Here is a 21185-nt window from a genome sequence, read left to right as displayed (position 1 = left end):
AATCAGGAGAGTTCCACTTCGTCGCCCTGATCCAATGCGACGGTGATCTGTGTATCCATATCTTTTTTCAAACCGGCCCATTCGGAGAGGGTTCTAATTCTTCTGGGCGACGGGAAAAGTTTTATCTTCTTTATCAGTTTACGAGCATCTCCACCGCCGCCCCCCTTACTTCTGATAAGCTGTTCCAGGCCCACGATCAGATCCGTTACCCGGCCCGAGAGGCTGTCCGGGAGCAGCGCGATCTTGATCAGATCGGCTTCTTTTTCTATTTCTGTGGTCATATTTTGGCGCGCTGTTTCAAATGGGGCGATTTCTTCCGAGGTCAGCAGCCCCGTCGCAGTTTCCTCTTCAGTACGGTTTTTCAGGGAAAGGAGGGATTCGGTCGCCCCTTGTCGCCACATGCGTTTCAACGATTCAACTTCCGTCAGGACATGGGCCTTGTTGTCCTGGAGGGTCTGCCAGACAGGCTTCTTATGGATCGTTGAATCCTTATCCGCCGTTGCATAATTGTTGAGAAAATGATGGATGATGTTCTCCTTGGGTATCTTGTACTGGATGCTTTGGAGGGTGCTGTAAAGCTCTCTGGTCCCCTTAAAGGGCTCCGCATTCTGCCCGTAAAAGGCACGAACCGCGAGGACTTCATTCAGTTCATCTTCTATGGACAACGACTTGGCCTCCCACTCCTTGACGTGGTGCACCGGATTGGTGAGACCCAGGAGGGTCTCTATGGTTTCCATGCCTGCCGTGAATGCTTGCGGCAGCGGGAAGTTCGCCGCTTTTGCCCAGATCTGCGCCTCCGCCCCCTTCTTTTTTACCTCCGTCAGATATTTTGCGGAAGCGGCGGCGATGTCCGACGGGGTCTCGTCAATCTTTCGATTCCCTGTCAGCTTGATCAAGAGTGTCCGGACAGCGATTAAAACGGCCGTATCTACATCCGTCTCTTCGAGGATGACCTCTGCCTTGCTGAAGGCCTTGCTGTTGCGCATGGTTGCCAAGAGTTCCGTATCGCCTGGATTGGTATAAATCTTCTTGCCTACGCCAATTTTGATCATGCCCGCCCTGACCGCCGCCGCGATCCCGATGCGGACGGCATTGGGATCCCAACCGTAGGGTGGTGTCTCGAAATGCTCGAGGATTTCCTGCCCGAGAGCGCGTTGCTTCTTGATTTGGCGGTTTGTCAGATAGATGCGAATTTCATCGATCAGCGGTATGTGAGCGTCCAGCTTACCGGTATTATCGTAAAGCTTTAGGGACTTCACCTCCTGAGACAGGTTCTTGGCCCCGGCCAGGACATCGGAGATGTCCTGTTGTTCCGACCTGATCCGGATGGGCAGTTTGTCAAATTTCGGATAAAGCGTACCGAAGTAGTGGCCGATATCCAGGCGGACGGCCTCTCCCGGCTTTTGTCCCGTTTTGCAAACGATGGCTCGACTGCTGCCCCGGAAGACCAGGTGTCCTTGTCTCAATCCTTGACGGATGGATCCTTCAACGGCATCCTTCAATTTCGGCAGATCCACCGTGGCCTTGCTGTTGGCCAGTTCACGCTCCGCGGCAGATTTGTTCGGGTCGCCCAGCCATTTATCCACCACTTCTTTCATGGCGATATACCGGTCCAGTTGCTCGCTGAATTGCGCAACCCGATCGCAAAAGATGTAAATGGCCTGTTCATTCTCCGGTTTGAGGCTTTCATTTTCATAATCGCTGATCGTTTTCCCTGAATAGTGACCAAAAGGAGAAATGATCCGGATATCGACATGGCCGTTTCTTACCAGCAACTTATTGTCAAAAGACAGGCGCGCCTGAAAATCGTGTCCCTTGAATGGTATGGTGTCGAATCCCAAAATATGAGTGCTGATGAGCTTGTTCAGTCCCTCTTCCCGATCCTGAAATTTCAATTGCGCGGCGATCGTGTCCACCGCTTCTTCAAAGGTTCGTCGCTCCCCAGTCAGGAATTCCCATTCGTCGCCTATTCTGGCAACGATCTTGGCCTTCTTTAGTTTTTCTAGTTCGGCTTCGATAGTCGGCTGCAGGGAGGCCAGATCCTGCGAAGTGTCGGCAACCAGAAGTCGCGCCAGGTTGTCCGCCGTTTTGGGAAGGTATTTCAGCTCTCCGGTGAGAAACAACACCTCCGCAAGTTTGGGGGTGAGACCGGTGGCGGTGGGTACGACGCTTGGGATCTTTGATATTTCACGACGGATGTCAGCCGATATTTCCCCTTCCTGGAGTAAATTAAAGTAGATTTCGTCGAAAGATACCGTTTCCCCGACTGGCGCCTGAAGATAATTGCGGCGTCCGGCCCGGATAACATCCTGGGTGATGGCGAGCAGGGTGCGCGTCGAGCCGGAGAGCGAATCGGAACGCCCACCCTTCGAGCGAAGGGCTTTTACGATTTCGGGAATCAGGTGGATCTGGTAGGGGAAAAAGGGATAGAATATTACAAAGTTATCCCTGCTGCATTGAGGAAGGTTCTGAGAGGCATCGGCCAGCTCCCCCATGCTACGGATAACGCCGGCGTTGTCCTGGTAAATCGCCTCCACATTCTTTTTGCCGGTCAGCGTTTTCTTGAAAATCCGGTCTTCCAGGACCAGTTCGATGTTCTCCGTGGTCAACCCGAATTTGAAACGAAAACGACCTTCGATTTTCTTGAAATCGCTGTCCAAGGCATGGGCGTTCTTATAGACGGACCCCATATCCTCATGGGTGGTCACGAGAATCCAGATCCTTCCCTGTCCGGCAACGGCCGCCTCTTCCACCAATGCTTGCAACTGGGCCAAGCGTCCCTGCTGATCCTCGATCCATTGACCGGATTCGTCCAGAACAAAAAAGATCCGGGCGGGTTTTCCCGTTTCTTTTTCCTGTGTTTTGACGTCGGCAAGAATCGTTTTAATCAGGAATTCGATGTTGAAGATTTCGCCTTTTTCGGCGTTGCGCAGGGCTTCTGCAACCTCCTCCAAAGTTGAAAAAAGCTCAGAGGCAATGTCGCATACGGCCCCATAGAGATGCTTCCGGTAGGAGTTCGGATTAGCCTGGATATTTCCCCATGCTTTTCCTGACCTTTTTTCTACCTCCTGGTGAAAGGCCGGCAGTTTATTGAGTTTATCCAGCTCTGCCTCGATGACTTTGGCAAAGATATAGTTGCTGCTGTATCCCTTTGACAGATAATACTGAGAAAGGAGAAGGGTGGGCAGAGGAGTGCTGCGGCTGTCTATCAGAGTATTGAGGTTGAAGGCCAGAACGGTCGTTGCACAGTTGTTCAGCAGGCTCAAAGATCGCTCGATGGATTTTTTCCTTTCCGCTGACGAAGGGACGCGCGAGGCAAATCGCTTGGTCGCTGGAATACCATCCAAGGTGCGATTTGCCGTAACCTGGGCCAGCATCTTTGCCAGATGAGACTTGCCTGAGCCGAAATAGCCCGATATCCAAACGCCGATCTCCGTGGTCTGTTTCCGGATGGTATCGGTATAGTGGTCGAGGAAGGCATCCGTATATTCCTCGATATGGGGAGTTACGACAAAACTTCCAATTTCCGAGGCGAGCTTCTTTTCATCCTGCACTTCACCCACCTTGATGACAGGTTCTATTTTCTCTGTGATCCTCGTCTCAAAAATTTCACCGATTTGCATGATGAGCGCTCTCCACGTGGTATGTTAAAGGACATCGCCTCGATACATGAATTCCTCTTTCTCGTTCATGAATAGGTAAACTCTTTGCTCCAATAAACGGCCGGGAATAAAGACCACCACTGGGCAATGGATCATCTGACTATGGACATCCCATAATTGCTGGAGTAAATATCTCGGTCCTGTCACCGGATATAAGGCGGCTGTCCTCTCAATCACCATGACGGGCGGTTTCCCCTGGTGTTCGGAGAGTTTTGCTTGCATTGTGGCAATGATTTCAGAAATCCAGAGATTGGCCAATTCAGCTTCAGGATTTGTCCCCGGCATGGGATCACTCAGTGCAGCGATGACATTCTCAACACCTAACTGATCAAGACATCGAGTCGTAATCTCCAGCAGATCCGCGTAAATCAGGTGGTACTGATCGGCAAATATGCCGGCCTGGGCGTGCCATTCCTTCATGGTCCAAAGTTCGGCTTCCTGGGGAAAAACGATAGCCAGAAACGGCGCCCCTGTCTGATGCCCGATAAAATGATACCGTTCCTTGATGCGTGAGGCCGCTTCCTTGATTTTCCAGGAGATGTCTCCGTTCATGGATTCCCCCCTGCTGGTTGCCTTTCTTTGCTGAGTTCAAAAACGACGATCCGCCCAGACTTCTCGTACCGGATCCATTTTTCCTGAGAAAGCTGTGCCAGCATCAGGGACACGTCATGCTGATCCCAGAGGAATATCCTCCAGTCTTTGGATTCGACAATCTCTTTGCCTGAGAGGCCCTCGATATTCAGGAGGCGGACCAGATGATATGCTGTTCGCCGGGCAATGGTCGGACGGCTGATGACACGATGTCTAGTCCCGGTCACAAGGCCGAAGTCCTGAAGTGTGGAGACCGTGTTGCGGATCAGCTTTCCTTTCGATTCGGCTGTAACTTTCGGCAAGGAGGAATCTTTCTGCGATAATTGCATGAAGAACCGGCTGCAATCCTCACTGCCGATGGCCAGATCATGGGCCAGCCATTTTCCCCAGACGACGTCGGTCACAAATTCGAAGGCAAACCTATCCCGTAAAGCGAAGTAGAGGTAAAGAAGAGAAATGAATTCCGGGGACTCCGGTCCATACTCGCTTGCAGAAACCAGTTCGGAAAGCACCCATGGGTCGGCGATATTGAAATAACGTGTCCGAAATATCTTCCACAATGCCATGCGCGTGCTGTAAGCATATTTGCCCAGGATGACCCCGTCGGCCAGATCACGCCTTACCTTCTCACTACCGGCGCCCTTCGCCATTTCACTGAAGAAAAGCCAGCACTCATGAATGCATCCGGCCCGAATGGTGTTTCGCAGGCTGTATTGGTCATGTTCACGCATACCAAGAATTCTACTATTGCTCAATTCCTCTATCCTTTCCTCTGCCACCCCTCCATAAACCGGTATTCGGCCTACCCGTTTGACAGCGGCCGGGAAAAGCCAACGGGAAAAACAACCCCCATCTCTCTGCCTGAGAAATGGGGTTTCTATTGGCGTCTGCTTCATTTCTTCTCCCTGTGAAGGGCCTGCCCTCGCCCGGGCAGTCACTCATTGATGCCATAGGATTGGTAACCTTCTGAGATCAATGTAAATTTCTGTGGCATTTTATGGAGATGCAGTCCTTTTGTCAACGACGAATGGCTAGCAGCGTTTATGGGCGTGTCTCACCCACATTGACACAGAGGGCAGCTTGTCGGGATCCCGGGCATCGAAAGAAGTGGGTGGCACTGGTTGACGGCAATAAGACCCAGATTCGCCTCCTGCGCCGCATAGCCAAAGAGAGAGGTATCGATCTGACCATCATTCTCGATTTCGTTCATGTCACAGAGTATCTTTGGAGTGCGAGCAGGGCGTTTCACTCCGAGTCCGGTGAAAAGCTGGAAAATTGGGTTCGCGTGCGGCTTCTTGAAATCCTGCGGGGAAAGGCCGGGTATGTTGCTGGAGGCATACGCCGCAGCGCCACATTGCGAGACTTTACCCCGCCAGAACGCAAACCCGTCGATGTCTGCGCCAATTACCTGCTCACCTATGAACGCCGGTCAAAAAATGGACAGGTATGGCCTGTAGAAAAGTGGCCAAAATGGGCGGCTGAAAAACCGGCATTGTATGTTCTTCCTTCTTTCCTCTCTGTAAGACCTGCCTTTTCTTCTTGGATCCGCTTCTTTCTCTTCTTTATCCCATCTTTTTGTGCAATATTGAAAGATTAGGCTCATAAGTGTTATGGTTGTCACCCACGGGGAGGGCGACCATGGGCGAGACTATCCGATGCGTCCATTGCGGATGTGTTTTCGAGCGTAACCCGCGCATCAAGACCCAGCGCCAGCGCGCCCGGAAGCGACAGTGGCAGCGTGAAAAACTCCTCTCCGACCCGGATTACAAAGCCAACCAGTGCGACTGCCAGAAGGCGTGGCACAACCGCCACCCGGGATACTACAAAGCCTACTGTAAACGCCATCCCGGAAAATCTCAGCATAACCGCCTGCTGCAGCGCTGGCGCAACAGCCGTAGATCGGCAGGAAAGCAGATTGCAAAAATGGACGCGTTACCACAAAAAGTTATCTTGATTCCCGCCTCTTAGACGCGAAAACGTCTGATTGCAAAAGAGGACTCGATCGCCTTTGGTTTCATCCGTATGACAGCTTTTTTCTCGAAAGGAGAGAGACCATGATCGAAAAACGGCTGCTCCGCCCCGACAGGGCAAGAAACATCGTGGGGAGCTTTGCCGCCATCGAGCACCGGTCCCTGCGCGAGGGCTTCTGGGCCGAACTCAGCCACCACGAGTTGATCCTCTATCCTTTTTTGGTCCTGGTCGGAGACCGGCACGGATTGACCTATTGTGACGAACTCGGTTATCTTTCGCTTGGCTCACAGGGTTCGAACCTCTTCTTCCAGGTCATCAGTCAAAGGCATACCCAGCGGTCAACAATCTTCTCGACCAATCTGCCTTTCGCTCAATGGGGAAAGGTCTTCGATTCCAATACGGTAGCCTCCGCGATCGCTGACCGCGGAGGTCATCATCCTCGGCAGGATGGGCGAAGGATGCCCATAAAGTTAAAACCACATATGGGAAGATAAAGTTGGATGCACGTAATCCTGAAAAAATTAGACGAATTGGATTTCACCGCCTGGAGAACTCAAGATACATGTGCGGGTGAAACATAGGCGCAGGATGTTATTATACGATTTTGCCTTTCTTCCCATCCAATAAGAACTTCAAGATATAAAACAAATTATATGCTTTATTTTTTAATATTTGGGACATTATTGGGTTTGTCTGCTGGTTTTGCACCAGGGCCGCTTTTGACTCTCGTTATTTCAGAAACACTTCGATACGATATCAAATCCGGTGTCAAAGTGGCTCTAGCACCAATCTTAACCGATTTTCCAATTATTATCTTGACGCTCTTTTTCTTATCAAAACTAAATGATTTTCATAACATTTTAGGTTTGATTTCTATCGCGGGTGGCTTGTTTATTGCGACCATGGCTTATGAGAGCATTCGTACAAAGGGAATTGATCTTGATTCTAAAGCTTTGGAGACGAATCCGTTGATAAAAGGGATTTTGGCAAACGCTTTAAATCCTCATCCGTATTTGTTTTGGTTCAGTGTCGGTGTCCCAACAATGGTCGCAGCGATGGAGATAAACATCATCGCACTGTTAGCTTTTATTGTCAGTTTTTATGTTTTTCTCCTTGGATCAAAGATCCTCCTGGCTGTGTTGACTGGAAAATCAAAATCCTTCCTGACCGGAAAAGCATATATTTACATCATGCGTTTTCTCGGATTGGCACTGGGGGGCTTGGCAATCGCTCTTTTTTACAACGGGCTGAAACTAATGGAAATAATAAAAGCATAGACTCGCAGGAAAGCCCGGCCTGTTGTCCTTGCCTCACACCGTTTTCACGGTGCAGCCCGTGACATCCTGGCGGCTGGTTGGATCGGTCGAGAGAAAAGCCACCGCGCCGCGCTGGTTTCGCCGGCAATGCACTCAGGATTTCAGGTGCCTTCTGTCTGAGCGCTTGAGCAATCCGCGAACAGGGCTTTTCTCAGCACCGTCTTAGAGGAAGGCTCTGAATACGTTCCCAGTCCTGAGCCACGATCCGAAGAATGCCCCGGGCACGCTCAGAATAGAGCGCGATGTTCTTAAAATCGGGGCGGCATCGAATCTGCTGCATCAACAGACCGTCCGAATCGAACCACCGAGGCAGGATTCCGCCCAGGAAGTATCCCCTTGTCCGAAGGGTATGTACTGCCGTTGCCACTGCCGGCGTATCCAGTTTAAGCCAGGTCTGCAGTACGACAACATTTCGGTCGATCGCCTCCCGCTCGATCTCCGCCAAACGGGATTCCAGGTCCTCACCCGCATGGTGTATGGCCATCCTCGCCACCTGTGCAAAGTCGAAAATCTGCATGGTGACTTCGGAAGTCACTGACTCAGGGCCGTGTTCTTCCACGGGGACCAGTGTGCGTTTGTCGTCCAAGGGCGAGTACAGGAACCGCAGTTCCTCCTCATAGACACGTGGCAGGAAGACGGTATGGGGCTTTGGTTTGAAGCACCGAAATTGCAGGAGTGCCGTCACCCTGCCCGATACGGAGTCTTCCTTCGAGTATAGGCTCTCAGGCATCAGGGCCGGCTCGAGGGCCGTTTCCACAAAACCCATCCTGGAGCTCATCTTCTGAATGTGGGTATGGATGCAGGCCGGCTCGCCGAACACCTCTTCAATTCCCAGGCTCGGGACCAGCTCATTCATCATACGTTCGACGATCTTATCCGTTATGCCCAGGGACCGATACTCCTTCAGAACCAGCCCAGCAGCCCATTCATAGGTCGAATCGCAGGGGGCCGACCTCACGAGGTTGTGTACGCCCGCAATCCGGCCGTCTGAGGTCCGGGCCACTACAGAGTAACACTCCCCCGTATGGTTCGCCTGCGTGAGTGCCTGGGGGTCATAGTAAAGTCTGATCGGGTAATCGTCTCCGTAGACCGCCTGGAAAACCCGAACGCTCCCCCGGGCGTCTTCAGGGCGAAGCAGGTCCACCGTATACTGGACATCCGAGCGCTGGGTCATGTTCTTCAGCTCTTCGAGCACCTTTCTTATGTTGAAGTGACAGACATCCGCTTGCCATGGGCGGGTCACAACGTTCCCGAGTTTGTTTCCTCTTCCGGGATTTTGCCGAGTTCACCAGGCTGTACCGTCTTTGTGAGGCAGCCCTTTTCCACCCACCCGTTAACGTCGTGCTGATGCGCGCTTTTTACAGAAGCAGCCCCCGCGGCCAAACGCCGGACACTCATATAGCGCCCGGCGCCTTTCTCATTCCCCCCCCCTGAATAAATTCACGGGATGTCCGCCTGTGCGTCGCATCTCGTAAGCGCGGCCTTATCCCTCGCCGAAATGATATGGTCGTCTTTCAACCGATTCAAACCACACAACTAACGAAGTCTCCATGGTTTGAGGCATCTGCCGCGCAGCCATCGATGTTCCCGGATATAGTGCTTCCGTCTGACAACTGCACGTCGGGAACGCCGGAGTCGCAGTCGTCGATAACCACATACAGCATTATCCGAATCATTGTGGCGGTTTCTTCTCCCGCACCCAACCAGTTGGCTTCCAGCAAATATAAATTGCCGTCCGCATCGAAATTCAGTTCCTCGACACACCTACTAAAGGAGGCGATCCATTGCCATCTGGCGGTAACGAGGCTCATCCTCCACACGAACCGGTCTCAAAAAGCCAAATAGAGATTTTTCCGCTCATCGATGGCAATCGCCGTAGCCATTTTTTCCTCGATAACCGCCTCGTAGGTCCCTTGAAAGTGCCAAGGTCACATCCATGTCGAACTGCTCCATCGGAAGTAAAGTCCCGATCAGCGTCCTAATCGGCGAGAGAGTAATGGACGGTGCTTTTTTTCCCCAACCTGATCTTCAAATGCCAAAGAAAAAAATGGGCCAACATACACGTGATCATATGGTGGTGCCACCCAAGGTACTTGCGCACCTCGTAGTGATCAAGCCCCAGATCTGTTTTGGTCTCTTCGAAACATTGTTCGATTGCCCATCTGAGTCCGCTAAGCCATACGAACAGAGGCAATCGGCAACTCATCGGCGCGTTGCTGATAAAATAGGTGTACATTGGTTTTTCCCCAATGGTCCTGCAAATAATCAGCCAAACGGTCTTTTGGGGAAAACCATCTTTCGATAGAACAACTCGTCTCCGGGTGAACTCATAGGACATCGGACCTTTCGTGCCTTCCGAGACGACGCGACGATACCAAAAGAAATCGTGAATGTTTTTCGCTAATTTCCCAACGCTGACAGGCTTTTTTTCTGTCGATTCAAGGGTGGTTTTTCGATGCGTTTTTCCACGATATTTATAGCTTTTGATAATTTTGATAGGATCGGTTAACCAGCACAAGGTAGATGGCTTGATAGACACAAAATACCGTAGACCATTGATTTCTTCAATTGCAGATATAAACTCTGGACTCGACCCATAAATCGAATCTCCAAGAACATACTTGAAAGGAAGAATTCCTTCTGAAGAAATCTTTTTGAGCATATCAGCCGCAAGCTGTGGTTTTGTCTTGAAGGACAGATCAGGTGGAACAGCGCATTTTTTCCGTCTGACGCTATATTCGTCAGAAAACCAGTGTTCAGGGATAAAGAGTCTCTTATCGATGAGGGCGTAACCTTGACTGGACGCATAGGCGGCAAAGACACCGACCTGACAGTTATCAACTTTTCCAAGGATACCGCAGTATTGCTTGCCAACTCCGACGGAATCCTGTCCCTTTTTAGGGAAGCCGGTCTCATCGAAAATCAGAACGGCATCTGGGTCGCCCATATCGTCGTTGACCATACTGCGATATTTTTGCATGATTTTATCGTCTTCCCAGACCGCTGTGCTCACGAAACGCTGCATGGCCCTGACTTGACCGTCCTCGACGGCGATAGCGATAGGTTCGATGGATTTACGTTCCAAATCGCTGAATTGGCCCACCATGTAGCGATAAAAGTTCTCCCGTAACTCAGTACGAAAAAAGCAGTCTGCAAAACTCTCATGGAAGGCTTTGAGTTCGCCCATGAAATCGGTTATATCATGTTTTAATAAGTTAAACTTTGGAACATCATAGAACCTATCATCCAATCTGATGTCCGGCAGCATCGTCTGTCACCTCCGTTTTTGGTGACAGGAATAACACTAATACTAGATCTATGTCAATAAAATTGCGTTGTAGGATTAAAACCCCGGAAAACCCGCCCGGCTGGGATTGGGTCGATCCGGTCAAAAAGGCGCTTCAATGAGGCCGGGGTATTAAAACCCCGGAAAACGGTGAACAGAAACCGGATGTAGCTGCTGGCTATCGGCTGCTTCAATGAGGCCGGGGCATTAAAACCCCGGAAAACGAGGCTTGGGAACGTTACAATGAAGCAATAGCTTTGTGGCTTCAATGAGGCCGGGGCATTAAAACCCCGGAAAACAAGAAGCGCCTGGCCGGCATCCGCTACCCGCCTTGGCTTCAATGAGGCCGGGGCATTAAAACCACGGAAAACTACAATCCCCGCAAAGAATTTGTTGCCGATGTAACGGCTTCAATGAGCCCGGGGCATTAAAACCCCGGAAAACATGAGCACTCCCCCGCCGCCGATGACCGCCGTGAACGCTTCAATGAGGCCGGGGCATTAAAACCCCGGAAAACATCCAAACGCTCTACAAAAACAACATGGACTCCTAGCTTCAATGAGGCCGGGGCATTAAAACCCCGGAAAACACTATCTTCCGAATTCTGCCGAGTATATGTCCCACGGCTTCAATGAGGCCGGGGCATTAAAACCCCGGAAAACTACGTAGAACGATGCAAAGAGCTTGCTGACATACGTGCTTCAATGAGGCCGGGGCATTAAAACCCCGGAAAACCCGAAAGCTGGCTGACACCATGCAGGGACAAATAGAGCTTCAATGAGGCCGGGGCATTAAAACCCCGGAAAACACCGTGGGGCGACCATCCTTGCAGCCTACCGGCTCGTGCTTCAATGAGGCCGGGGCATTAAAACCCCGGAAAACACGACGACACGATCACGACCACCGGCAACGTCATCGCTTCAATGAGGCCGGGGCATTAAAACCCCGGAAAACAGGACTATGGAAGGACGGATGTCACCGAAACCCAGGAGCTTCAATGAGGCCGGGGCATTAAAACCCCGGAAAACTAGCGAGCGGGAGATGTATCAGAGCCTGCATCTCGATGCTTCAATGAGGCCGGGGCATTAAAACCCCGGAAAACTTCTCGTTCATCGGCATGCCGGCGGTCCATCTCTCCGCTTCAATGAGGCCGGGGCATTAAAACCCCGGAAAACATAAAGATGCTTTGAACACAGAAAAACCTCTCGACAGCTTCAATGAGGCCGGGGCATTAAAACCCCGGAAAACCACTTCGCAAAATATTCATTACATAAGCTAGTCAAAGCTTCAATGAGGCCGGGGCATTAAAACCCCGGAAAACACCTCGGATTTCCCCTACATCCTGGCGAATGTGGCGCTTCAATGAGGCCGGGGCATTAAAACCCCGGAAAACGAGGGCCCGGGCCTGCGTTGGGTTCCAGCTGCAGGCGCTTCAATGAGGCCGGGGCATTAAAACCCCGGAAAACTGGAAAGCGCTCGCTAATAGGTGCCATGCCTGGATCGCTTCAATGAGGCCGGGGCATTAAAACCCCGGAAAACGGCCTTTCAAGGTGAAGGCCTTGTGATAAATGTATCGCTTCAATGAGGCCGGGGCATTAAAACCCCGGAAAACGTGTCAAAATCCTCAATAAACGTACCAAAACAAAGCTCGCTTCAATGAGGCCGGGGCATTAAAACCCCGGAAAACGAAGACATGAAGGACGTTGTTGATGAGGAGGAAATGCTTCAATGAGGCCGGGGCATTAAAACCCCGGAAAACGCTGGTGGGAGGCTGGCCTTTACCGGACCCCCGTCAGGCTTCAATGAGGCCGGGGCATTAAAACCCCGGAAAACTTGTTCCTGGACAGCAGGGGCCCGACGGCCTTCTCGCTTCAATGAGGCCGGGGCATTAAAACCCCGGAAAACTTGATGAAGGGGCTATGAGAAAGGGAACAAAACAATGCTTCAATGAGGCCGGGGCATTAAAACCCCGGAAAACGCCGAAGAGGTCGAGGCGGAGTTTGGGGATCTCATCCAGCTTCAATGAGGCCGGGGCATTAAAACCCCGGAAAACCGTACCTGCACCTCTACAACACCACTAGTACGATCAGCTTCAATGAGGCCGGGGCATTAAAACCCCGGAAAACGGAGTAGTCGCCTTCCTTGATCCGCACGGGATCGGTCGCTTCAATGAGGCCGGGGCATTAAAACCCCGGAAAACATTGTGGGGGAGATACCTGAAACTACGGTTGTAAGCAGCTTCAATGAGGCCGGGGCATTAAAACCCCGGAAAACGTCGAGGACGCCTTTTCCTGGTGGGCCGATGAGGCTGCTTCAATGAGGCCGGGGCATTAAAACCCCGGAAAACTAATCTTCAGGTGGCGTAAGCCAGGGGGCCGTCATGGCTTCAATGAGGCCGGGGCATTAAAACCCCGGAAAACGGCCTGCTATTTTCTGCTCTTTTTTAGAAGGGTTTACAAGTTGTTTTTCGATCGCTAGAGCGGGTACAGTATTTCTTCCACCTAACCATTTCCCGAAACCTCTTTCAAAATTACGTTTTATTCGGTTTTCAAAGAACTTATGGCTCTTCGAGCGCCTGCCGGAGTTTCTCCATCACTGAACCGCTCGATTCTCCGTGGCAATTAAACAATCAGCGCTTTGCGGGTGACAGGTTCAAATGGTTTGCCAATGCTCTTGACAAGTGGTTTTACAGCATCTGCGGGTCCCATATCGAGGATCAAGAGGTGATCTTCGTCATGGTTTAGATATTCGCTTAGCATAGCCTCCATCTGCAGGAGGCGTTTTCGGCCAAGTCGGCACTGAAAAATTGATAGCTGAAGCCATTCACCATACCCTCGCAACGTTTTGTACACCTTGCGCCAACGATGCGGCTCGCTAACGTCATAGCTCACAATGTAAAGATGATCTGCAGCTGAACTCATCGAGTGACAACGCTCGGATAAGAAGGAATCTCACCGGCAAGGTACCGAATCAATAGCCTTGCCTGCACTTCCAACAACCGTCGATAGCTGAGTCGGTATTTGAAAATCGGATGAGTGATTTCATGGTTCATGCGTCTTTCAAATGCCGCAATGAATTTTTTCCTGGCTGAATCTACCAGGTTACAACCTCCCGCGGCCATCATGAAATCGCTCTTTTTCACTTCACCGTTATTGATCGCTGTAATTACGGTAGAATCACAGATTAGAGGTCTAAAAGGTTCCATCATATCAAGTGAAAGTGCGGGACGACCATAGCGCGGCTGATGATAAAATCCCCGGTATGGGTCCAGTCCTACAGCCGAAAGAGTTACAGTCCATTCCCTCACCAGCATTGCGTATGCGAATGAGAGCATAGCATTGACGGGGTCACGGGGTGGACGGCGGTTGCGTTTGGTGAAAGAAAATCCAAAGTCTTTCGCTTCTTCGAGACGGAGCATTCCTTCAAATAATCCGAAGTACCGGCCGGCCGAATTGCCTTCGACACCCAATAGGCTCTCGATCGAATCGACCCTCATGGCACTCCGGATGTCGTCACGCATCGCAGTCAACGTTGCTTCAATTTTTTCCGGTTCGCGTTTCCAATTTCGTTTAAGAAGGGTTCTGCAGTTTGCGATTTTGGCTGCAACCAGTTTTTTGGCCAACCTCAAACAGCAAACCTCATTGAAGCTGGAACGGTATTGAACCGTCCTCGTTTCAACGTTTTTATGACCCGTTCCGACTGTGTGACCAATAAACCAACCTCCATAACTCAACCAAGTGACCGGTATATCACGCCGCATGCATTCAAGCAGCGCTGGTGTGGTCAAGGATGCCCCGCCAAATAGAACCACTTGCGTGGTATCAGCAAGCCGTGTCGTAGCCACTTTCTCTTTTTCCACTTCGATGATCAGTTCTTCACCGCTCTTACGAATGTAGGCGCGAGGGGTTTGAATGTAAAGCGGCAGTCCGTCTTCGATCCCAGTAACGATAGGTCGTGGCTCCACTTCTGATCTGTTCAGGAATGCCGTCTCGTCCGGAAGACAGATACCGACAAGCGAACAGCGTGGACACTTCGGGCTGTCTTCCAGGGGCGGGGGCATTTTTCCTTCAGTCGCCGTTTTGATAAACGCATCGATGGCTTGTCGCGTTCTATCTTCCAAGTCTCGGTCAATAGGGACTGGAACACGTTCCTTAGAAGCAACGAAATAGATAATGCCCTTCTCGCACTCGTACCCGTGCTCCCGCAATAGAAGCGCTTGGGCGCAGAGTTGGATTCGCTCGGGGTCATACACCCCGCCAGCGATGTGCGGCCGCTTTCCACGTTTATAATCGACGGGCGTGGCTGTCTGACCTTGTCCTTCGACCAAGTCGATTTTTGCCGTCAAATGCAACTCATTGGAACTGAGACTCACTGAATGCGAATGAATTTCTATAGTTTCTTCAGATGGCTCGGGTAATGGTTTCCCCCCGGGCATATCCACCTTCCGATGCTTGATCAGCCCATCGATGGTATCCGCGCTGTGCGCGAATTCCCCTTGTACCCACATCATGTACCCCAGCCGCGGGCAGTAAACAAATTCGTTCAGCATACGGGCCGGCACGAGAGGCACATCATCCATGGCGGCTACTCCTTCTCTGCAGTGGCTCCCGACACAAAAAGACCAAGCCCGAAATGACTTCCGTAACCTAGGCAAAGCGGCCCCGAAACCGGTTTCTCAAACCTGAGAAAAAGTGCAAAGCCACAATCGACAGGCGGCAAAGGCCCACTCTTTCTGGCGCGAATGAAGTGCCGCATGCGACGGGCAGCTTCGTCTTTTTGCGGATCATAAATCCCGATTTCCTGCGGCACGGGAAATCCTCGTGAGGCCAATTCAGCGGCGACTTGACCCTCCAGGCTGTTTCGCCCGTTCTTTTTGATATATCGCGGCGGGACAAATGGCGTATGGCTTCTCCACTCCATAGCACCGTCTGCTCCCCCCGACACCGCACAAAGACCTTCACCATACTTTCCTGGAAGTCGACGAATCTGATCCAAGGGGCCCATTCCAGCAACAGACAATTGAAGCGGGTCAGGTAAACCCTTGGCATATGTTTTCCTGACTGCACGGACAGCCGATTGCGCTGTTTCATCAAGTCCCATCGGTGCCCAAAGAAGGACATGATCCAAGTGCCCATCCTGGTCCAGGTCCAATGGTAATATATGAAGATGCCGGTGCGGTTCCGTAAGAGGAAGCATGTTGTGATCGCAGCCAGTCAGGGCCTTATTCGGTCGTCCTTGAAGCTGCTTGATAAAAGCCTTGTGTAGCCTTTCTGCGTGAGGCATCGTGCGCGTGACGTGAGGTAGCGCATGGTCATTGCGACTTCGAGTAGCGATGGCTAGCAGCACAGATTGAACATCAGGGCTTGATGAAGTACGAGGGGTCATCAGCGGTGCCACAGCTTCCAAACTTTCGTCCGATCGAAGGTAGAACACCTTTTTGCTGCCTGGCGGTTGATTCCAGCCCATTTCCTGCAACCAAGACGTTTGTGACTGCAGACACTCAATGATATCCTCGGGATGGGCAGAATCGCGCCTCTTCGCCTTTTTTCTGGTTTTGGACTGGGGCTTACTCGATGATGATTCATCAACAGGATTTTTGGAAAGAGCTGCTGCCTGAGACTGTAAGTACTCCAATGGGGACTGCGGCGCCAACAACGAGATTTCCTCCCATCCACTGTCTGGAATGCCATCTGCAGTATTCGGCACGCAAATCCAACCTGATGGCAGGGGCTCACCGTCCTTGGCCAAATGTGCATCCACCCAGCTTTCAGACCGCCCTACGTATCCGATATGTGACGCGATCCTGGATAATAGAGTCTCCTCTTCCAGGAAAAGCTGTACATCCCATGTAACAGCCAACCCTCCTGAACCGATACGTACCCACGTATCGAAAACAAGCGTTGTTTTCTCCCTTCCCTGCTCCATAAAGCCCAATGGCATGTAATGCCTGCTGTGTGCACCCGTAGCTTTCGGCATCCTGTATGTAGGTAAAACGCTCGCCAATTTTTCGATCAACGATCGAGCCAGGGGCGGGGCATCCCCCTGCCAAGCCAAGGTGTTGTAACCCACGGCAAGGAACGCCCGTAGCAGTCTCCATGGCGATGGGGGCCATTCCACAAGACCTTCATTGACGTGATGACCCCATGGGGTTGCATGGTACCTTCCCGCGGTAAAGTGGATTATAAGAGTGGGCATGATGGCTATCCCTCATCGGAAAGATTTGAATCATCTTGCTCGGAATTCTCCGAATCCTTACCTTTCTTCAATTCGTCCTCAAATGTGACTTCCTTTACTGTCATCAGATGGATACAGCGGCCGATTGCGTCTTTGAGATCGGCCTTGAGTTCAGTTTTCTGGGGCAAGGGGAATCCATCTGGCATGTTTGCCTTGATAGTGCTATCGGCAACCGTGAGATCACAAGCCGTACGCAATCGCAGATTGCCCTCCAAAAGCGTGCGCAATTTATAAAGGGAAAGCAAGATCAATAACAGTGTAACGTCATTGGTAAATCCATATCCACGAATCTGAGCAAGATCGATGTTGGCATACAGAATTATTCGTTCAGCCGTAAACTCATCACGCGCAAATGGGACGTTACCAAAACCAGCTTTGGTATCGCCTGATGGATTTACATGATCATTTTTCACACCGCCAGACGCTGCAACACGCACGCCCTCAGCTTCTATGAAAGCTGACAAGGCCCTCGCAACGCGCAGACGTCCACCGGCCAATTCCTTTTTGGCCAGAAAAACACCGTGCAGCAGAGATCCGATGTCGTATTTGAGCAATACCTCCGCGAGCCGTTTTCGGTCAACCGGGCCGACTTCCATGGCACCCAGTTCTTGTCTCAGTTCATCGTAAAATGTCTTGTCCTTGCCTTCGAGAATATATGGGCTATTGAGTCGGTGTGATTCGAGGATTGTATCGGTCAGCATTTTTCCCTGGCGTATAACCCGAATGTGTGAAAGCCCTTTGAGATCTGCTTCGATGTCCTGTGCCGTCTCATCCCACAGCGTGAGTTCCAACCGATTGGCCATGCTTTGAGCACTTTCCACCAGAAGAGACGTGCCCTCAGGGGTCTGATAAGTGGCGGCGCCTAGTCCGGGAAATCCGGTGGGTTGAAAACGCCGACCCTGCAAAGGAATAAGCGGAATAGCAAATAACAGCCGCTGTGCATCGGATAGTTGGTTCAGTTCTGTAATCATTTAGATCTCCTTTCAGGAATTCGGATCAAGCAGGTTGACAAATTCGGTTGCTGTCCTTTTCGTTATGGGAAAAGCAATTGCCGCAGCCCACCGTCGCGCTGTATCAGGCGGCACGATAGCAGCACGCAATGTACTTCTAATACCCGCTGCACCTAATCGGCGCACTGCAATCTCGACTGCATAGGTACTGTCTCCACTTTCGAGACGCCGCAAAATAGCAGGGTCCAACCCGATCTCTGAACCATCAGGTAAAGCCCAAGGCAGCATCGCCAGCCGAATGGCAATCCAACCCTCGTCGGGCTGAATACGCGTTGGAGGAGTTCTCAAACTCAGAAAGGACTTTGCCCACTTTTTACTATCCAACGCCATCAGGGCACGTGCAAGCAGTACAGCCCGATCCAAGTCAACCTCTCCAGCAAGCAGCGCCGCAAGATCGGTGGGCGATGCTGCCGCCCGATGCGCAGCTTCCAAGGGTAAACGGTTTTCCCCTTTCTGACGCCCTTCGATGATACGCCGCTTCAAAAGGCTGATTGCATCTTCGAGACCACTCCTCCCGCGAATAACAATCCCGGGACCAACGGTGTCCTTTCGGCAGCCGTGCAGAGGTCAATAAATTTTCGGCTTGTGGAAAATTTTTAGCGTGCGAGGATGAAGCGGAGGACGGGAGGCCCCAAGGGGCCCCCGGTCGGGATAGGGTTAGCGGTTTTGATCCTGGTAATGCCACGGCATGAAGGTGTGCGGGGAGGACTGCAGGGCTTTGGTATCCTTCAGGAGCCATGTGAGGTAGTCGAGCGGGTTGACGCCTGAAAGTTGACATGTGTGGATGAGGCTCATGAAGAGATCCCCGACATAGGCGCCGCGTTGCGTCTTGTAGAAGAGGGAGTTTTTCCGGTGTAGGATGGCGAACTTCAGGGCCCTTTCGCAGATATTGTTGTCCAGCGGGGCTCCAGGCACCCTGAGAAAACAGGTCAGTTCCTTCCAGTGTTTGAGGAGATAGGTGATCGCCTTCCCCAAGCCGGAGTTGGGCTCCACGGTCTTCTCCGCAAATTGCTGATGGCACCACGCCTCGAGAGCTGTCATGACGGGCTCAGTGTTGAGCCGATGGTAAGCCAGTCGATCCTCCGGGGACATCTTTTCGCTTTTGGCGATCGCCTCATGCATATAGACCGTTGCCAGCTCGTTGATCACATGAGCGCAGTCGTCCGGGAATCGCTCGACCAGCTCCACGAACTTCCTGCGGGCATGGGCGAGGCAGTTGGCCAGGATCGTCTGAAAGTCCTTGGATACATTCCGGCTCAGGGCATCGCACATCTGAATCGGTGGCGGCAGCCCCGTTGCCCGGCGTTTCAACAGGTCGTGCAGGTTTTCCCCGGCATGCTGTCTGCCGGTCATGAACATGGCGACCTGATGGCCCTCGGATTCGGTGACCATCCCTGTGGTGAAGATCCCTTTGCGTTTGCTGTCCGGATCCTGCTCTTTGAGGAAAGCGAGCACCTTCGCGGAGGTGTCATCATTGTGGAGCAGCGTGCCCTGCGCGGCGAATGAGACCATGGCATCCATGACCGGGGCCAGAGCTACGGCTGCGGTATCGAGGATATCCCACTGGGTGGAGGCGGGCAGAGGTTGGCCCAGATTCCTTTGAAGGGTCTCGATCCGGTTGAAGGGCATGCCGCAGCCATACTTCAGTATCGCCAGCATGGGCGTAGCCGAATCGTCGTATTTTTGCTCGGATATCCCTTCGGGCAGCTCAGGGGTGAAGATATCTCCGCACAGATTGCAGCGTAAGCGGATTCGTTCATAAACGGTGGCTTTGAGAGGGGCTGTTCCAACGATATGAACAAAGACCGACGGCATGGCCAGCTCGTATAGTTTACCCTTCTCACAGCTTGGGCAGGGGTCCCCCGAGTTCAGAGCGGGGTGTTCGATGCGCACCCTGGCAGCGCCGGTGTACTGGCCTGCGCCGTTTTTCCCGTGCCCCCGGGGTTTTGGTTTGGCGCCTTTTTTCCGGACTGGTTCGGTTTTATCCTTGAGGATGTTTCGGGCTGTCTCGGTCGGGGCCCCCAGCAGGTACTTGCACAGCCGGCCGATGGAGGTTTCTTTCTCGGCAAGGACCTCCCGCAGGCGCGCCACCATCTCGGCAAGCCCCAGGAGCACGTCATAGTCCGAGTCGGTCAGGTTCCGCTCTTTGATACGGTCCTGGAGCGCTTCGAACTCGCCGGCGGATATCACCAGCTTTTTGGGTGATTTTTTCATCGGCACAAGACCTCCCTGAACCGGCGCTCGAGCGGATAGAGCCAGATGGTCTTGACCGGTTTGTCAAAGGCCTTTTTCCGGTCCCACTTGCCTCGCCCCTGCGTCTGCCCCACGCAGACCCAGTTGGCGGCCTTGTACGAGGCGCCGGTGAAACGCTGCTTTTCGACGAAGGTCTCGAGCAGGGAAGGCCGGTAACGGTAGCGCTCTTCCCACCGATCGGGGAGCAACCGCGCCGTGCGCGCAAGGATCTGTGAGGCAAGATTGAAAGATTTTACCCAGGGCAAAATGAGGAAGCGGCTGTTGTCGATCACCCGGTGTAGATTCTCTATACGCTGATCGTCGCTCCAGCCGATGAACTCGTCGCGCGGGGCGACACGCCAGGCGGCGGCCGAGAAACCCAGAAGCGCAACCAGATGCTGTCCGACCCAGACCATAAAGCGCATCTGCGCCCCGCCCATGCGGGCATAGCCCAGGTAATGGTATCGGTCGATCAGCTCATTCCAAAGTGGGGATGATCTCCGGTCGACCGGCTCGATCGAAAGGCTTATGCGACCGGGGCCGATCTCGATCGGGGATTGGGGTTCTCCTGTCAGGGTGTGTTGGATCCGTTTGGACACGACGCGCCTTTTCCTTGGCGCTGGAAGCGGGATGACACCGGCCCGGTACAGGCGCAGCAGGGCCACCCGGCAGCTCATGTCCTTCAATCCGCCGTCGGGCTTTCGCCACTCGGCCCATTCGCAGAACATGCGTGAGAGCTGTGCACGGTTCAATCCTGGCACGCTGGTAACTTGACGGCGGATCCAATCCAGATCGGTTGGCGTGAAGTCTCGACCACAAATGAGCAACCTCTGTAATCCTCCTCTTGGTAAAGGTTGCCCTGCTTATAGCAAAGAACGTTTTT

17 protein-coding genes and 1 CRISPR repeat array are annotated in these 21185 nt (G+C 52.3%); of the genes, 4 read left to right on the top strand and 13 right to left on the bottom strand.

Features of this window, described 5'->3' with window-relative positions; translation table 11 throughout:
* Positions 1-2: 2 nt before the first annotated feature.
* From brxC to ACZ500_RS01510, 3 genes are read right to left on the bottom strand one after another with little or no spacing between them, the layout of a single operon-like run.
* Positions 3-3623 carry a BREX system P-loop protein BrxC gene (gene brxC / locus ACZ500_RS01520; RefSeq protein ID WP_464230770.1) on the bottom strand — a complete coding sequence of 1207 codons (3621 nt, stop codon included), beginning with the start codon at positions 3621-3623 and terminating at the stop codon, positions 3-5.
* A 24-nt stretch (positions 3624-3647) separates the two neighbouring features.
* On the bottom strand, positions 3648-4214 hold the full coding sequence (locus ACZ500_RS01515) for a BREX protein BrxB domain-containing protein (protein ID WP_464230769.1): 567 nt from the start codon (positions 4212-4214) through the stop codon (positions 3648-3650).
* On the bottom strand, positions 4211-5008 hold the full coding sequence (locus tag ACZ500_RS01510; protein WP_464230768.1) for a BrxA family protein: 798 nt from the start codon (positions 5006-5008) through the stop codon (positions 4211-4213). Before ACZ500_RS01510 ends, ACZ500_RS01515 begins: the two co-directional genes overlap by 4 nt.
* Positions 5009-5364: 356 nt before the next feature.
* On the opposite strand from ACZ500_RS01510, the gene ACZ500_RS01505 reads away from it, so the two are divergent.
* The 4 genes from ACZ500_RS01505 to ACZ500_RS01490 all read left to right on the top strand — a co-directional run bounded on the left by ACZ500_RS01505 (position 5365) and on the right by ACZ500_RS01490 (position 7501).
* Positions 5365-5850, top strand: coding sequence for a hypothetical protein (locus tag ACZ500_RS01505; protein ID WP_464230767.1), 486 nt, complete (start codon positions 5365-5367; stop codon positions 5848-5850).
* Positions 5851-5891: 41 nt separating this feature from the next.
* Positions 5892-6221: a hypothetical protein gene (locus ACZ500_RS01500; RefSeq protein WP_464230766.1), complete on the top strand. Its 330-nt coding sequence runs from the start codon at positions 5892-5894 to the stop codon at positions 6219-6221.
* Between the two features lie 86 nt (positions 6222-6307).
* Entirely contained in the window at positions 6308-6718 is a 411-nt protein-coding gene (locus tag ACZ500_RS01495; RefSeq protein WP_464230765.1) for an ATP-binding protein, read from the top strand.
* Between the two features lie 159 nt (positions 6719-6877).
* On the top strand, positions 6878-7501 hold the full coding sequence (locus tag ACZ500_RS01490) for a LysE family translocator (RefSeq protein ID WP_464230764.1): 624 nt from the start codon (positions 6878-6880) through the stop codon (positions 7499-7501).
* A 190-nt stretch (positions 7502-7691) separates the two neighbouring features.
* On the opposite strand, the gene ACZ500_RS01485 is transcribed toward ACZ500_RS01490, so the two are convergent.
* The 10 genes from ACZ500_RS01485 to ACZ500_RS01440 form a co-directional block, all read right to left on the bottom strand.
* Positions 7692-8783, bottom strand: coding sequence for a hypothetical protein (locus tag ACZ500_RS01485; RefSeq protein WP_464230763.1), 1092 nt, complete (start codon positions 8781-8783; stop codon positions 7692-7694).
* Positions 8784-9063: 280 nt separating this feature from the next.
* The gene (locus tag ACZ500_RS01480; RefSeq protein ID WP_464230762.1) at positions 9064-9351 is read right to left on the bottom strand and encodes a hypothetical protein; all 288 of its coding nucleotides are present in this window, start codon (positions 9349-9351) and stop codon (positions 9064-9066) included.
* 167 nt (positions 9352-9518) lie between these two features.
* Positions 9519-10808, bottom strand: a complete 1290-nt coding sequence (locus ACZ500_RS01475; RefSeq protein ID WP_464230761.1) for an IS701 family transposase — start codon at positions 10806-10808, stop codon at positions 9519-9521.
* Between the two features lie 130 nt (positions 10809-10938).
* Positions 10939-13246: a CRISPR direct-repeat array (repeat unit 37 nt; unit sequence GCTTCAATGAGGCCGGGGCATTAAAACCCCGGAAAAC).
* Positions 13247-13447: 201 nt separating this feature from the next.
* On the bottom strand, positions 13448-13747 hold the full coding sequence (gene cas2, locus ACZ500_RS01470) for a CRISPR-associated endonuclease Cas2 (RefSeq protein ID WP_464230760.1): 300 nt from the start codon (positions 13745-13747) through the stop codon (positions 13448-13450).
* Complete coding sequence (cas4g/cas1g, locus tag ACZ500_RS01465) at positions 13744-15405, bottom strand: CRISPR-associated endonuclease Cas4g/Cas1g (RefSeq protein ID WP_464230759.1); 1662 nt, start codon at positions 15403-15405, stop codon at positions 13744-13746. The genes cas2 and cas4g/cas1g overlap by 4 nt, the downstream gene beginning before the upstream one ends.
* Before the next feature lie 5 nt (positions 15406-15410).
* The gene (csb2, locus tag ACZ500_RS01460; protein WP_464230758.1) at positions 15411-17021 is read right to left on the bottom strand and encodes a type I-G CRISPR-associated protein Csb2; all 1611 of its coding nucleotides are present in this window, start codon (positions 17019-17021) and stop codon (positions 15411-15413) included.
* A gap of 5 nt (positions 17022-17026) precedes the next feature.
* Positions 17027-18031, bottom strand: a complete 1005-nt coding sequence (cas7g, locus tag ACZ500_RS01455) for a type I-G CRISPR-associated RAMP protein Csb1/Cas7g (RefSeq protein ID WP_464230757.1) — start codon at positions 18029-18031, stop codon at positions 17027-17029.
* 12 nt (positions 18032-18043) lie between these two features.
* The gene (locus ACZ500_RS01450; RefSeq protein ID WP_464230756.1) at positions 18044-18553 is read right to left on the bottom strand and encodes a hypothetical protein; all 510 of its coding nucleotides are present in this window, start codon (positions 18551-18553) and stop codon (positions 18044-18046) included.
* Between the two features lie 174 nt (positions 18554-18727).
* Positions 18728-20284 carry an IS66 family transposase gene (gene tnpC / locus ACZ500_RS01445; RefSeq protein ID WP_464230755.1) on the bottom strand — a complete coding sequence of 519 codons (1557 nt, stop codon included), beginning with the start codon at positions 20282-20284 and terminating at the stop codon, positions 18728-18730.
* Positions 20281-21063, bottom strand: coding sequence for a Druantia anti-phage system protein DruA (locus tag ACZ500_RS01440; protein ID WP_464230754.1), 783 nt, complete (start codon positions 21061-21063; stop codon positions 20281-20283). Before ACZ500_RS01440 ends, tnpC begins: the two co-directional genes overlap by 4 nt.
* Between the last annotated feature and the right edge of the window lie 122 nt (positions 21064-21185).

The organism is Desulfatiglans parachlorophenolica, from assembly GCF_055394735.1.
Note: the sequence above shows the minus strand (reverse complement) of the source record. Positions and strands in the feature narration are given on the sequence as shown.